This window comes from Streptomyces sp. NPDC091280 (assembly GCF_044768565.1).
GTDB lineage: Bacteria > Actinomycetota > Actinomycetes > Streptomycetales > Streptomycetaceae > Streptomyces.
Genome location: NZ_JBIVUZ010000012.1, coordinates 229,188 through 243,836 on the forward strand (window position 1 = coordinate 229,188; position 14,649 = coordinate 243,836).

Annotated in this window: 13 protein-coding genes; 11 read left to right on the forward strand and 2 right to left on the reverse strand. The window is 70.5% G+C overall.

Annotated elements, in window-relative coordinates:
• The first annotated feature begins 25 nt into the window (after positions 1-25).
• The 3 genes from gap (at position 26) to ACIQPR_RS33800 (ending at position 2,428) form a co-directional block, all read left to right on the forward strand.
• Positions 26-1,039 carry a type I glyceraldehyde-3-phosphate dehydrogenase gene (gene gap / locus ACIQPR_RS33790; RefSeq protein WP_403656039.1) on the forward strand — a complete coding sequence of 338 codons (1,014 nt, stop codon included), beginning with the start codon at positions 26-28 and terminating at the stop codon, positions 1,037-1,039.
• 143 nt (positions 1,040-1,182) lie between these two features.
• Positions 1,183-1,914 (forward strand): CBS domain-containing protein, encoded by a 732-nt coding sequence (locus ACIQPR_RS33795; protein WP_403656042.1) that lies wholly within the window; start codon positions 1,183-1,185, stop codon positions 1,912-1,914.
• Positions 1,915-1,930: 16 nt separating this feature from the next.
• Positions 1,931-2,428 carry a flavodoxin domain-containing protein gene (locus ACIQPR_RS33800; RefSeq protein ID WP_403656045.1) on the forward strand — a complete coding sequence of 166 codons (498 nt, stop codon included), beginning with the start codon at positions 1,931-1,933 and terminating at the stop codon, positions 2,426-2,428.
• A gap of 81 nt (positions 2,429-2,509) precedes the next feature.
• Here the strand turns inward: ACIQPR_RS33800 and ACIQPR_RS33805 are convergent, their stop codons facing one another.
• Positions 2,510-3,034 (reverse strand): universal stress protein, encoded by a 525-nt coding sequence (locus ACIQPR_RS33805; RefSeq protein ID WP_403656048.1) that lies wholly within the window; start codon positions 3,032-3,034, stop codon positions 2,510-2,512.
• A 661-nt stretch (positions 3,035-3,695) separates the two neighbouring features.
• On the opposite strand from ACIQPR_RS33805, the gene ACIQPR_RS33810 reads away from it, so the two are divergent.
• From ACIQPR_RS33810 to ACIQPR_RS33845, 8 genes are all read left to right on the forward strand, one after another.
• The gene (locus tag ACIQPR_RS33810; protein WP_403656051.1) at positions 3,696-4,751 is read left to right on the forward strand and encodes a LacI family DNA-binding transcriptional regulator; all 1,056 of its coding nucleotides are present in this window, start codon (positions 3,696-3,698) and stop codon (positions 4,749-4,751) included.
• 181 nt (positions 4,752-4,932) lie between these two features.
• Positions 4,933-6,180, forward strand: coding sequence for an extracellular solute-binding protein (locus ACIQPR_RS33815; RefSeq protein WP_403656054.1), 1,248 nt, complete (start codon positions 4,933-4,935; stop codon positions 6,178-6,180).
• Between the two features lie 20 nt (positions 6,181-6,200).
• Positions 6,201-7,118 carry a carbohydrate ABC transporter permease gene (locus ACIQPR_RS33820; protein WP_403656479.1) on the forward strand — a complete coding sequence of 306 codons (918 nt, stop codon included), beginning with the start codon at positions 6,201-6,203 and terminating at the stop codon, positions 7,116-7,118.
• Positions 7,115-7,939, forward strand: coding sequence for a carbohydrate ABC transporter permease (locus ACIQPR_RS33825; protein WP_403656056.1), 825 nt, complete (start codon positions 7,115-7,117; stop codon positions 7,937-7,939). The genes ACIQPR_RS33820 and ACIQPR_RS33825 overlap by 4 nt, the downstream gene beginning before the upstream one ends.
• A gap of 39 nt (positions 7,940-7,978) precedes the next feature.
• Positions 7,979-9,745, forward strand: coding sequence for an amylo-alpha-1,6-glucosidase (locus ACIQPR_RS33830; RefSeq protein WP_403656059.1), 1,767 nt, complete (start codon positions 7,979-7,981; stop codon positions 9,743-9,745).
• Positions 9,746-10,727: 982 nt separating this feature from the next.
• Positions 10,728-11,546 carry a hypothetical protein gene (locus ACIQPR_RS33835; protein ID WP_403656062.1) on the forward strand — a complete coding sequence of 273 codons (819 nt, stop codon included), beginning with the start codon at positions 10,728-10,730 and terminating at the stop codon, positions 11,544-11,546.
• Positions 11,539-12,042 carry a hypothetical protein gene (locus ACIQPR_RS33840; RefSeq protein ID WP_403656065.1) on the forward strand — a complete coding sequence of 168 codons (504 nt, stop codon included), beginning with the start codon at positions 11,539-11,541 and terminating at the stop codon, positions 12,040-12,042. The genes ACIQPR_RS33835 and ACIQPR_RS33840 overlap by 8 nt, the downstream gene beginning before the upstream one ends.
• Positions 12,043-12,191: 149 nt before the next feature.
• Positions 12,192-12,896 (forward strand): GNAT family N-acetyltransferase, encoded by a 705-nt coding sequence (locus tag ACIQPR_RS33845; protein ID WP_403656068.1) that lies wholly within the window; start codon positions 12,192-12,194, stop codon positions 12,894-12,896.
• A 301-nt stretch (positions 12,897-13,197) separates the two neighbouring features.
• Here ACIQPR_RS33845 and ACIQPR_RS33850 read toward each other — a convergent pair whose 3' ends face one another.
• Positions 13,198-14,643, reverse strand: coding sequence for an aldehyde dehydrogenase (locus ACIQPR_RS33850; RefSeq protein WP_403656071.1), 1,446 nt, complete (start codon positions 14,641-14,643; stop codon positions 13,198-13,200).
• Positions 14,644-14,649 lie beyond the last annotated feature (6 nt).

Below are 14,649 nucleotides of genomic sequence, written 5' to 3' on the forward strand. Positions count from 1 at the left end.
CTGCTTCCGGAAGGAGTTCACCGCCATGACCGTACGCGTCGGCATCAACGGCTTCGGCCGTATCGGCCGCACCTACCTGCGCGCCGCCCTGGACCGCGCCGAAGCGGGCACCCAGGACGTCGAGGTGGTCGCCATCAACGACATCACCTCACCCGCGACCCTGGCCCATCTGCTGGAGTACGACTCGACCTTCGGCCGCATCGGACGCGACGTACAGCACGACGACAGCTCCATCACCGTCGACGGACGGCGTATCGCCGTCAGCGCCGAACGCGACCCGGCCGCCCTGCAGTGGTCGGACTTCGGCGCGAGCATCGTCGTGGAGTCCACCGGCCGCTTCCGCGACCGCGACTCGGCCGCCCTGCATCTGAAGGGCGGCGCCCACACCGTGCTGCTGTCCGCGCCCGGCAAGGGCGTCGACGCCACGATCGTGATGGGCGTCAACGACGCCTCCTACGACCGCCACCGCGACCGGATCGTCTCCGCCGCGTCCTGCACGACCAACTGCGTCGCCCCGATGGTGAAGGTGCTCGACGACGCGTTCGGCATCGAGCGCGGTGTGATGACCACCATCCACGGCTACACCAACGACCAGTCCCTGCTCGACGGCCCCCACAAGGACCTGCGCCGGGCCCGCTCGGCGGCCCTGAGCATCATCCCCACCAGCACCGGGGCCGCCCGTGCCGTGGGAGTGGTGCTGCCGGAGCTGGCCGGCCCCCTGGACGGGATCGCGGTCCGGGTGCCCGTGGAGGACGGCTCGCTCACCGACCTCGCCGTCGTCCTCACCCGGGAGGCGAGCGCGGACGACATCAACGCCGCGTTCGACGCCGCCGCACAGGGCCCGCTGAACGGGATCCTGCGCGTGTCCAAGGCCCCGATCGTCTCCCGCGACGTCATCGGCGACCCCGCCTCCTGCGTCTTCGACCCGGCCCTGACCCAGGCCAACGGCACCCTGGCCAAGGTCTTCGGCTGGTACGACAACGAATGGGGCTACACCAACCGCCTCCTGGACCTGACGGCCCTGGTAGCGGACCACTGACCCGCGCGGCCAGGGCACCGCGCGGTGGGGGGAGGGGCCGGCCGGCCGACGCGTGAGAGCCGGCCGGCCCCGGACCGCCCCCGACCGGTCCCCGCTTCCGGCAACCCGATGTCACCACCGACCGAGCTGAGAGAGGAACGGTCATGAGGAACAAGAAGGTCGGCTCCGTGATGACCACGGACGTCGTCCGCGCCGAGATCGGCACCCCCTTCAAGGAAGTGGCACAACTCCTCGCGACTCACCGCATCAGCGGACTTCCGGTGGTGGACGAGGACGACAAGGTGGTGGGTGTCCTGTCCGAGACGGACCTGATGATGCATCAGGCGACGACGCCCGAGCCGTACGAGGTCAAGCACAACGGCGGACTCGGCGCGCTCACACCGGGCGCCCGGCGGCAGGCCGCGAAAGGCGGGGCCCGCACGGCGGGCACCCTGATGACCACACCGCCCGTCACCGTGCACGCCGACGAGTCCATCGCCAGGGCAGCTCGCGTCATGGCTCAGCGGCACGTCGAACGACTCCCCGTCCTCGACGAGGAGGACCGACTCGTGGGCATCGTCACCCGCCGAGACGTCCTCCAGGTCTTCCTGAGGTCCGACGAGGAGATCCGCGACGAGGTCATCGAGGAAGTCCTCGTGCGCACCCTGTGGCTGGCGCCGGGCAACGTCGACGTCTCCGTGACGGAGGGCGTCGTCACGCTCACCGGCCACTTGGAGCGCAAGAGCGAGACGGAGATCGCCCGAGCCATGACCGGTCGGCTCGACGGAGTGGTGGGCGTCGTCGACGAACTCACCTTCCGGCTCGACGACGCCCGGCTGCGTGCCGAGGAGCAGGCCGTGCACGGCGTGGCCGACGACTGGCTGCGCGGCAGGTGAGGGGAGGCGAACCGTCATGACCGGCATCGTGTTGGTCACCTATGGCACGACCAACGGCTCGACGGCCCGGATCGCCGAGGCCGTCGCCGACAGCCTGCGCAAGGACGGACTGACCGTCGAATCACTCCCCGCTCAGTGCGTGACGACCGTGTCGCCCTACCGCGCGGTGGTGGTCGGCGGCGCTTTGTACGGGGGGCGTTGGCACAAGGAGGCGCGGCGGTTCGTGCGCCGGCACCGGGCCGCGCTGGCGAAGCGCCCTGTCTGGTTCTTCAGCAGCGGCCCGCTCGGAGCCTCCGTCGCCGCGCGGGACCTGCCGCCGGTGCGGGGTGTACGCCGGGCCATGACCCGGCTGCACGTCCGCGAGCACGTCACGTTCGGAGGGTGTCTGGAAGAGGGGGCGGAGGGCCGGCTGGCCGGGATGATTCTCCGCTCCGGCAAGGGCGGCGACTTCCGTGACTTCGACGCGATCGAAGCCTGGGCGGACCGGGTCGCCGCCGCGTTGGCGGACCCGTAGGACGAGGACAGGAGGGTGCGGTGTCGCGGGGGCCCGCGCCGCCTGACGGCGGGCACGGCCCTCGCCTCCTACTCCCACCTCCTACTCCGCAACGCTCTCCGCTGCCGATAGGAAACCCGTGCACGGCACCACCGTCACAGGGCATACGGCCTCGCGGAGCAGGCTCCGGACGACTTCGCCGCAGTCCGAACCGGGCTCGCCGCTCACCACGATCTGCGCGGCACTTCCGCAGTGGTGCACCAGGGCGCGCGCCGGCGGGAGGAGCAGTACGTCCTCGACGACAGGCACGTCCGGGTACTTCTCGCGCCACGGACGCAGCGCGTCGGCCAGGAACTGCACCTCCTGGTCCTCCCAGGTCGCACGATCCGTCTCCGGCACCCCGAAAGGCCACTCGGCGGCGGAGGGCGGGAGCGACCAGGTGTGTACGGCATGCAGCAGGGCCCCGCGCGTCCGTGCGTCGGCGAAGGCGAGGTCGATCGCGGCCCCGGAGGGACGGCGGGCGTCCAGCCCGAGGAGGACCCTGCCCGGACGGGGCACGGACCCGTGTGCGGTGTTCGCCGGCTTGTCGGTCCACGGGTCGGTTGGGGCAGGTGTCGTTCGTTTCATCGAGTTCACCTTTCCGGTATGTGGGTCGGGCGTGGCAGCCACCGGCCTCTGGGCCCAACCGCGTTCAGCCGGTCCGGTGGCTCCGCGGCGCCTCCATCGAGGCCCCATCAGGCCCCATTGCCGGTCCCGACCCCCTGGTCGTCGTGGTGACACATCTGAAGGTGACAGCCGCTCCGTGGCCGTGCCATGGGCCGGCCAGGTGTGGCCGCCGGGCCCCTCGGGACCGACTTCGGCGGCGGACAGGGCCGTTCAGCCCACGTGGAACGGAGATGGGCTCGCCGTGTGTGCCGAGCGCTCCGGCCGGCCCTGCCTTGCGGTCACTGGGATCTCCGAATGTGGTGTCGAACCGGTTCGATGAAGTTAGCACCGCAGGCAACGGGCGGCAATGCTTCCGGTACGGCTCTGTCCGGCCTCGTTGAGCCGACCGTCCGAGTGGTCGCGCTCCGGGAAAGTCCCCAAATATGCAGTTGGTTTCAGTCTCGATCGCCGTTCTGCCCACCTGCCGGCCTCTCGGTCGATGTTTCCGGCCGGTTGCGAGAAGTCTGGTCCGGAGCATTGACAGCCGTTCGGGGTTGTTCCTACCTTCACCTCAAGCGAACCGGTTCGACAGCGGGTTCGCGGCCTGTGGAAGGATCGCGTCGGTTCGAGGAAGGAGCCCCACGTGAACATCGGTGAGATCGCCCGGCGTGCCGGTGTCTCGCGGAGCACCGTCTCCTACGCTCTGAGCGGGAAGCGCTCCGTCTCGGACGACACGCGCCGCAAGATCCAGCAGGTCATCGATGAGCTGGGCTACCGGCCCAACGCCAGTGCCCGCGCTCTGGCCAACGGCCGGACCAACACGATCGGTCTGGTCTTCCCGCCGGCCGGCAACCACTACACCGGGATGCAGCTGGACTTCATCGGCAGTGTGGTGGAGGCCGCGGCGGCCCACGACTACGACGTGCTGCTCTCCCCGAGCGGCGTGGACAGTGACCGCTCCTTCCAGCGGTTGCTGGGGGAGCGGCGGGTCGACGGCGCGATCCTGATGGAGATCAGGCTGGAGGACGACCGGGTCGATCACCTGGCCGCCCTCGGCTTCCCCTGTGTCGCCATCGGCCGCACCGCCCGTCCCGAAGGCACCTGGTGGGTCGGGCTCGACCACACCGCCCTGGTCGAGGCCTGCGTCCATCACCTCGCGGATCTCGGCCACCGCAGGGTCGCCTTCGTCAACCGGCCCGAGCAACTGCTGCGCGCCGGCTACGAGTCGGCGCACCGGGGCCTGGAAGGCTTCACCAAGGCCGCCGCGGAACGCGGTCTGGCCGCGCGGACGTACTGCTGCGGGGACGACGCCGCCTCGGGCCAGGAATGCCTGGAGCGGATCCTGCGGGACGACCCGGCCACCTCCGCCCTGGTCACCCTGAACGAAGCCGCCCTGGGCGGTCTCTACCGAGGCCTCGCCCAGGCGGGCCGCCATGTGCCGCGCGACTTCTCCGTCACCGGAGTCGTGGCCGGCCGCTGGGCGGAGACGGTGACCCCGCAACTCACCGCGGCGGACGTACCGGCGGAGGAGATGGGCCGGCGCGCCGTCGACCTGCTCGTCGAGCGGCTCGCCCGTCCCGACGCGGCTCCCCGGCACCACCTGCTGGCGCCGCCGATCTCACTACGGGCCAGCACCGGGCCCGCCACCCGCACACCCTCCGCCGAGGCCTCCGACCTCGGCAGGGACGCGCACTCCTGACCCCTGAGCACGGCGTACCGCCCGCTTTGTCGTAGCCGGTCGCCGGAACACCCCACCACATCACCCGGCTCGGCCGTACCCGGTCACCGGCCCCCTCACCATGCCCTTCGGCGTGCCACGCCTCCCCGCCGCCACTCCCTTCCACGGCACCCGTATGCCGACAACAAAAGGAACCCTCGCCATGAACAGCTCCTCCAGACAGCGCCGTCTGACCGCCGCGGCTGTGACCGCGCTCGCCGTGGCCGTCACCGCCACCGCCTGTTCCTCCGGTTCGGGCAGCACCGGTACGAAGGGCGCCGGCGGCGGCACGTACACCGTCTGGGACCCGTACCCGCAGTTCGACGGGACCTCGGCCTGGGCGAAGCTGCTGGACCAGTGCGGCACCAAGGCCGGGGTGAAGGTCAAGCGGACCGCCTTCGACACCAGCGACCTGGGCAACAAGACGCTGCTCGCGGCCCAGCAGGGCAACTCGCCGGACGTCCTCATCGTCGACAACCCGGTGGTGAGCACCCTCGCCGAGGCGGGCGTGCTCACCACGACCGACGACAACAAGCTGGACACCTCGAAGGTCGACCCCAACCTGCTCGCGGCGGGCCAGTCGGGCGGCAAGACGTACGGCACCCCGATCGGCGCCAACACCCTGGCTCTCTACTACAACAAGGAGGTCCTGAAGAAGGCCGGCGTGGACATCGCCTCCGTCAAGGACTGGGCCTCGCTGACAGCGGCTCTGGCGAAGGTCAAGAAGGCGGGCAAGAAGGGCATCACCTTCTCCGCGATCGGCACCGAGGAGGGCAGCTTCCAGTTCCTGCCCTGGTTCTGGGGATCGGGAGCCGAGCTGACCGAACTGGACTCCTCCCAGGCCGTGTCGGCGCTGTCGCTGTGGAAGGACTGGCTGAAGCAGGGCTACGCCCCGAACTCGGTGCTCAACAACACCCAGACCACCAGCTGGCAGGAGTTCGCGAGCGGCGACTACGCGTTCAGCGAGAACGGCACCTGGCAGCTCGCGGGCGCCAAGAAGGCCGGCTTCGACTACGGGGTGCTCCCCGTCCCCGCGGCCACGGGCGGCAACGCGGCGGCTCCGACCGGCGGCGAGTTCGTGACGGTCCCGGTCCAGAAGGACACCGGCCGCTACGCCGTCTCCCAGAAGCTGGTGACGTGCCTGACCAGTGGAGACAACCTGTACAACACCGACACCACCCTGTCCTACGTGGCCCCGACCGGCGAGGTCCAGGACAAGCAGGTGGCCGCGAACGCCGACCTCAAGCCGTGGGTCGACGCGGTCAAGGCGGCCAAGGGCCGCACGAGTGACGACCTGGGCACCAAGTACCCGAAGATCTCGGAGCAGTTGTGGAAGGCGGTGCAGTCCGCGCTCAGCGGCTCCACCTCGCCGAAGGACGCGCTGACCACCGCCCAGGCAGCGGTCAAGTGACCGTCATCCAGGTCCTGTTGATGCGCAGGACGACACAGATGAGGCGGTGGCGCCGCCCCGCCTCCCCGCAGTGGGCCGCCTGGGGCTTCCTCGCCCCGGTGGTCGCCTACCTGGCCCTCTTCTACGCCTATCCGCTCTACCGCAACATCGACCTCAGCCTGCGCGACTACACCGTGCGCTCCTTCGTCCAGGGCGACGCGCCCTTCACCGGCCTGGCCAACTACCGGACCGTCCTCGACGATCCGACCTTCGCCCCGGCCCTGCTGCACACCGTGGTCTTCACCGCCGTGTGCCTGGTCCTCCAGTACGCCGTCGGTCTCGCCCTCGCGGTCTTCTTCAACCAGCACTTCCGGCTCTCGGCGACCCTGCGGGCCCTATTCCTGGTGCCGTGGCTGCTGCCGCTGATCGTGTCGGCGTCCACCTGGTCGTGGATGCTCAACAGCGACTCCGGGGTGGTCAACGCCGCCCTGCACGCCCTCGGCGTCGGCCCGGTCAACTGGCTGACCTCGCCGTCCTGGTCGCTGGCCTCGGTGATCATCGCGAACATCTGGATCGGCGTCCCGTTCAACCTGGTGGTGCTGTACAGCGGGCTCCAGTCCATCCCCGCGAGCCTCTACGAGGCCGCCGCACTCGACGGCGCGAACGCCTGGCAGCGCTTCTGGCGCGTCACCTTCCCGCTGCTGCGCCCGGTCTCCGCGATCACCCTCCTCCTCGGACTGGTCTACACGCTCAAGGTCTTCGACATCATCTGGATCATGACCAAGGGCGGCCCGGCCGACTCGTCGACGACCTTCGCCACCTGGTCCTACCGGCTCGGCTTCGGCAACCTGCTCCCGGCGTTCGGCCCCGGCGCGGCCGTCGGCAACCTGCTGGTCGTGGCCGCCCTGGTCTTCGGCCTGGTCTACGTCAGGGTCCAGCGGAAGCAGGCGCTGTCATGAACCGACGCACCGGCCGTACGTGGGGAAAGACAGCCGTCGGTCTGCTGCTGACCGCGGCGATGCTCTTCCCGGTCTACTGGATGCTCAACGTGTCCTTCACCCGCGACCAGGACATGCGCAAGAGCCCCCCGGACCTCCTGCCGGTACACGGCACGCTGGCCGGCTACCGAGCCGTGTTCGACGACCAGTTGCCCTATCTCGGCACCAGTCTCGTCGTCGGCCTTGGCACCGTCGCCCTGACCGTGCTCCTGGCCGCACCGGCCGGCTACGCCCTGGCCAAGCTACGGCCGCGCGGCGGCGGCTTCCTGAGCTTCGTCCTGCTGGCCGCCCAGATGATCCCCGGCATCATCATGGCGATGGGCTTCTACGCCATCTACCTCCAACTCGGGCTGCTCCAGTCCGTTCCCGGCCTGATCGTCGCCGACTCGACCCTCGCCGTCCCGTTCGCGGTCCTGATCTTCACGGCGTTCATGTCCGGCATCCCCGGCGAACTCCTCCAGGCGGCGCAGATCGACGGTGCGAGGGCCCCGCGCACCTTCTGGTCGATCGTCCTGCCGATGAGCCGCAACGCCGTCGTCACCGTGTCGCTGTTCGCCTTCCTGTGGTCGTGGTCCGACTTCGTCTTCGCCAGCACCCTGGTCAACGGCGGTGCCCACGAGCCGATCACCCTCGGCATCTACCACTACATCGGCAACAACAACCAGCAGTGGAACGCCATCATGGCCACCGCCGTCGTGGCCTCGCTGCCCGCCGCGGTCATCCTCGTCCTCGCCCAGCGCTATGTCGCGGCCGGTGTGACCACCGGCGCGGTCAAGGACTGACAGTCGCTGACAGCCATTGAAGAAACGAGTCCTTCCCTCATGACCGCCACCTCGTCCGGCCCGGCCTTCTCCGTCCACGACATCCCGTTCAGCACCAGCGGGTCATGGTTCGGCATCTCGCCCGTGGTGGCGGAGAAGACCTACGCGGAGGACCTGCACCTGGTCTCGCACCAGAACGGCATGCACGCCGTCCTGCGCCTCGTCCCGCTCGACCCCGCCACCGGGGACCGTGCCACCACCGAGCAGCACGCGACACCGGGGCTGCTCAGCTGGACCGGCGACGGAGGCCGCGTCGACCTCGCCTACGCGACGCCGGACACCGTACGCCTGCGCGGCACCGGGCTCGGCCTGCGCATCGGTGCGGCGGCCCGCGCGCTCACCCCGTTCAGCGGCACCTACCTCTACCGTGAACCCGGCACCGAGGCCTACGTGTTCACCTCCTACGAGACCGGACGGCGCTACCGCGTCACCCTGCTGTCGGGGACGCTCACGGAAGTGTCCGGCGAGCAGACGCTCGGCAGCGGCGCGCGCGGTGTCACCATCGGTGCCGAGGCGGGGGCCGCCTGGGAGGTGGCGGTCGAGGAGTACGAGACCGCGCGCCGCCCCTACACCTCCCCGACGGGCTTCGACGACGTCGTGGCAGCCGCACACGCATCTTTCGAGGCCTTCGTCGACGCCGTCGCACCCTGGCGCTCGGCCGAGACACCCGCCGCCGAACTCGCCGCGTACGTGCTGTGGTCCGCGACCGTACGGCCACTCGGCTTCGTTACCCGGCCCGCGGTGCTGATGTCCAAGCACTGGATGGACAAGGTGTGGAGCTGGGACCACTGCTTCAACGCCCTGGCCCTGGCCCCCGGCAGCCCGGCCCTCGCCCTGGACCAGTTCGCCCTGCCCTTCGACCACCAGGACGAGACCGGCGGACTGCCCGACTCGGTGACCCACTCGGAGGTGCTCCACAACTTCGTCAAGCCGCCCATCCACGGCTGGACCCTGCGCCGTCTCCGCTCCGTACTCCAAGAGCCGCTCGGCCGCGCGGAGTTGACGCGGACGTACGACCGGCTGGCCCGCTGGACCGACTTCTGGCTCACCGCCCGCCGCGCACCCGGTGCCGTGCTCCCGTACTACCAGCACGGCAACGACAGCGGCTGGGACAACGCCACCACCTTCGACCCCGAGCGCGTGATCGTCAGCGCCGACCTGGCCGCCTTCCTGGTCCTGCAACTGCGTGAACTAGCCGATCTCGGAGCCGAGTTGGGGCGGTCCGGTGAGGCCGAGCGGTGGGGCCGTACCGCCGACGAGATCCAGGCGGCGCTGCTCGACGAACTCTGGACGGGCGACCGATTCGTGGCCCGCTCGGCACACGGCGGGCCCGGCTGGACCAGCTCCAGCCTGCTCGACCTGATGCCGATCGTGCTCGGCGAGCACCTTCCCGAGAGCGTCGGCGACGCGCTGGCCGAACGCGTCGAAGCGCACCTCACCCCGTACGGACTCGCCACCGAACTGCCCACCTCACCGCACTACTTGGCCGACGGCTACTGGCGCGGCCCGATCTGGGCGCCGTCCACCGTCCTGATCGAGGACGGTCTGCGCCGGGCCGGCCACGACCGCCTCGCGGACGAGATCAGCGCCCGCTTCCGGGCCCTGTGCGAGGCCTCGGGCTTCGCCGAGAACTTCGACGCCCTGACCGGCGCCGGCCTGCGCGACCGCGCCTACACCTGGACCGCCGCCGCCTATCTCCTGCTCGCCCGAGCCCACACGGAGACACCTGTACCCGCACCCCGTCACTCGACAAGGAGCCGCACATGAACCGCACTTCGTCCCGGACACCGCTCAGAGACCGGGCACTTCCCACAGACCGGAGCCGTACCGGACGACGCCGAGCCGTGTCGTCCCTCGCCGCCCTGCTGGCCGTTCTGGCCACCACCCTCCTGCCCACCTCCGCCGCGCATGCCGCCGACACCTCCGTCACCGTCGACTTCGCCACCGCCGGAGGCGCCCCCACCTACCACGCCTCCGGCATGATCTACGGGATGACCCCGGACGGCTCGCTGCCGCAGGACCACTTCTTCACCGACATCAAGTGGCACTTCATGCGGGCCGGCGGTGCCCAGCTCAACAGCGGCGGCTACGCCACCAGCCTCGCCGACTACCAGACCCGCTGGGCCTCCACGCTGGCCCAGTACAAGCGGACCGCCGCGCTCGGCGGCACCTTCGTGCTGCTGCCGCACGACCTGTGGGGCGCCGACGGCACCACCAGCCAGGGCTGGCCCGGCGACAACGGGGACTGGACGCAGTTCGACGCCTTCGTCGCCCAACTCATCGGCGACGTCAAGGCCAATGGCATGACCGTCGAGTGGGACCTGTGGAACGAGCCCGACGGCAGCGGCTTCTGGGGCGCCTCACAGACGCAGTACCTGGCGATGTGGTCGCGCTTCTACAAGGCCGTGCGCGCCGCCTTCCCCGCCCAGCTCATCGTCGGCCCCAGCATCGCCGGCCAGCCCAACTCCTCCAACAGCTGGTGGACGACGTACCTGACGTACGTGAAGGCGAACAGCGTCGCCCCCGACATCTACAGCTGGCACGACGAGCCCGGTGACCCGGTCACCGACGTCGGGCGCGCCAACTCCACGCTCTCCGCGGCCGGGTTGACCAACACCCGGGCGTACCAGATCAACGAGTACGCCACCTTGTCCATGCAGTCGCCGGGCGGCGGGGCCTGGTTCATCGGCCGCCTGGAGCGGGCCGGCGCGGACGGTCTGCGCGGCAACTGGGCCTCGGGCAACGCCGCATGGTGCTCTCCTTCTTCACCACCATCGGCAACTACGACTACGGCTTCTACTGGTACCTGTACCTCGACGGCACCATCGAGTTCGAGGCCAAGGCCACCGGAGTCGTGTTCACCTCCGCCCACCCCGGCGGCGACTACCCCTACGCCGCCGAGATAGCTCCCGGCCTCGGCGCCCCTCACCACCAGCACCTGTTCTGCGCCCGCCTCGACATGGCACTCGACGGTACGGCCAACAGGGTCGACGAAGTCGACGTCGTCCGCGTCTCGATGGGCCCCGGCAACCCGCGCGGCAACGCCTTCACCTACCGGCACACCCCGCTGACCCGCGAGAGCCAGGCACAGCGCACCGCCGACATGACGGTCGACCGGGTCTGGCACATCACCAACCCCGGCTCGCTCAACTCCCTTGGCAAACCGGTCGGTTACGTCCTCCATCCGGAGGGCAAGCCGACCCTGCTCGCCGACCCGGACTCCTCCATCGCCGCCCGCGCCGCCTTCGCCACCAAGCACCTGTGGGTCACCGCCTACGACCCGGCCGAGCGTTACCCGGCCGGCGACTTCGTCAACCAGCACCCCGGGGGTGCCGGACTGCCCGCCTACACGGCGGCCGACCGGGACATCGACGGCCGGTCCCTGGTCGTCTGGCACACCTTCGGCCTCACCCACGCGCCCCGGCCGGAGGACTGGCCGATCATGCCGGTCGACCACACGGGCTTCAAGCTGCGGCCCGTCGGCTTCTTCGACCGCAACCCCACCCTCGACGTAGCCGCGAACTCCACCGCCGCGCACGGCTGTTGCGTCGGCGACAACCATGAGTGAGCTGCCGCTCGGGGCCGGTCTGGCAGGGGCGCTCCTCTGCCTGGCCGGCCGGCTGCCGGGTTCCGTGCACCGCTGGGGACCACAGGCCGTCGCGCTGGTCGGCATGGTCCTGATGACCGACGGCCGACCGCGCTCCGGTGCCTGCGCGGTCGGCGTGGCGTTTCTGTGGAGCGCTGTCCGGGCCTGCTCCCGGCGCCGGGGCTGGACCGGGGCCGTCGACCTCGCCGCGATGACCCTGCTGACGGCGCTCATGACCGGCGGCACGGAGTCCGGCGCCGCTCACGCGCTCACGAACACGATGGCCATGGGAAGTCACCGGCCGATCGGCGCGGTGGCCGCGCTGATCGTCGTCGTCTGGGTGACCGCCCGAGCGGGCGGGGTCATGCTCCGCCGGGTGTCGGCCCCTTCGCCCGCTCCGAAGCCCCAACGGGCCTGGGCTTACCGGGAGTCGGGAGCCGCGCTCATGATCGTCGGTATGGCGGCCATGCTCGTGTGACGTTCACGGGAAGTCACGTCGGCGTCGTGGTCGGCGTCGCCGGTGACGACGCGGACCGAGCGGGCGCCGTCGCGTCCTGGCGCGGCACCGCGTTGGTTCGTTGAGGGCCGGGTGACGGTGTTGTCGGTGCGGGGTGCCAGGCTGGTGGTGTGGTGACGGTTGCCGATTGTGAGCGGGTCCAGGCGAGTTGGTTTCGTGCTCGGGCTGAGGTGCTGGGTGGAGAGGTGTGGTCCGACGGCCCTTTGGAGTGGGTCGACGGTCCTGACGGGCAGACCCTGATGTTCCCTCGGTCACTGCCGGCCGATGCCGTGGCCCGCGGTGTGGAGCGGGCGAAGCGCAGGGGGGCCGGCAGCGTCGGGGTGTGGCTTTCCGCCGATGTCGATGCCGGACCGCTGGCCGAGGCCGGGTTCGAGCGGGGGTGGTCTCCGTGGTGGATGACCGCACCGATCGCCGAGCTGGAGGGCGGTGTCGATCCGCGGATCGAGTTGCAGCTGGATTCCGATGACTACGGCGGGCAGTTCGCGGACTATCGGGCACAGTTGGCGCTGGCTCGCCTGCCGGTGCCACGGGCGTGGTACGCCGCCGCGTACGACGGGGGTTCGCGGCGTTTCGCCGGGCGAGCGTGGTCGTTCCTGGACGGGGAGTCGGCCGGGGTGTTCGACATGGCGGTCTGGGAGCCGTTCCGTCGTCGTGGTCTGGGAAGCGGGTTGCTACGGGTGGTATGCGCCGCCGCAGGCCGGGCCGGGGCCCGGCACGCGGTGTTGAACGCGACGCCTGAGGGGAAGCTGCTGTATTCCAAGTGCGGCTTCACCCAGATCGGCGCGGGCATCACATGGTGGCTGCACCTGCCTTGAGGGGTGCCGGGCCGGTTCGTCGGGGTCCCGACGCCGAAGAGCGCTGGCGGTCCGGATGTCGCTGCTCCGGTCAACGTCGATGGCCTCGCCTCCTTCCGAGAGTGCGGCGCGCGCCGGACGGGCGGGAGGATCAGACAGTGACGGGGCTTTTGCGACAAGGTCCCATGAAGACACGAACGCCCGTCCGGCCCCGTGCGTGGTGACGCCCGGCGACCCGACAGATCCCGGACAGGCCGGTCGAACGCGTCGGTCAGAGGTCGGATCGGGCCCGCCGGCGGCGTCACCACGCGCTTCGTCACTGTCAGAGGTAGATCGACTGAGGCCGCAGATACGACCTCAGGCCTTCGGGGCCGAGTTCGCTGCCCAACCCGCTCGCCTTGGTGCCGCCGAACGGCGCCACCGGGTCGGGCAGGTAGCGGTTGACCCCGATGGTGCCGGTGCGGACGCGGCGGGCCACTGCCGCCCCGCGCTCGGGATCCGCCGTCCACACGGTGCCGCCGAGGCCGTAGTCGGAGTCGTTGGCGATGCGCACGGCGTCGTCCACGTCGTCGTACGGCACGACACACACCACCGGTCCGAAGATCTCCTCCTGCGCGATGACGGAGCCGTTGTCCACATCGGCGAAGACCGTGGGCTGCACGAACCAGCCCTTGTCCAGCCCGGCGGGTCGGCCACCGCCGGTGGTGACGCGGGCTCCCTCGCTGCGGCCCTTGGCGATGTAGCCCTCCACCCGCTCCCGCTGCTGGGCGGTGGTCAGCGGTCCGATCAGGGTCCTTTCGTCCATCGCGTCGCCGACGGGCAGGCCACGGGCGAGGTCGGTGAGCAGGTCGACGACGTCGGTGTAGCGGCTGCGAGGGGCGAGGATACGGCTGCTGAGGTGGCAGGTCTGGCCACTGTGGGTCAGGGTCACGCGGACCAGGCCCTCACCGATCGTCCCGGGGTCCAGATCGGCGTCGTCCAGGACGATGCCCGCGGACTTCCCGCCGAGTTCCAGGGTGACCGGGCGCAGCAGGCGTCCGCAGGTCTCGGCGATGGCCCGGCCGGCCGGAGTGGAGCCGGTGAAGGCGACCTTGTCCACGCCCGGGTGCGCCACGAGGTGGGCGCCCGCCTCCCGGCCGCCCGGCACGATGTTGAGCACCCCGGCCGGAACCCCGGCGGCCTCGGCCGCCTCCGCGACGAGGAACGAGTCGAACACGACCTCCGGAGAGGGCTTGAGGACCACCGTGCAGCCTGCGGCCATGGCCGGTGCGATCTTGAACATGGACAGGACCTGCGGATAGTTCCACGGCACGATCGCCGCGACGACGCCCACCGGAACCCCGCGCACCTCGACCGGGCCGCCCATGAGACCGGCACGGATCTCGGAGAAGCCGGTGGAGCGGGCCAACCCGGCGTAGTAGCGCAGCACTTCGGCCGGGTAACCGACCTCCAGCTGCCGCGAAACGCTGATCGGCATGCCGTTCTGCAGGCTCACGCATTCCGCGATGCGGCCACCGCGCTGGTCCAGCTCGGTGGCGAAGCGCTCCATCACACCGGCCCGGCGGTCGGGCTCCCAACTCGCCCAGCCGCCGACCTCGTCGAAGGTGCGGCGGGCCGCGTCCACCGCGGTGTCGACGTCGGCCTCCAGCGCTTCCGGCACGCTGCCCAGCACCGCCTCGGTGCTCGGGTTCACGGGAGTGATGACACGGCTGGAGGAGGGCCGTACCCACTCTCCGCCGACGTAGAAGTGCTCGTAGCGATAGCTCATCCGTAC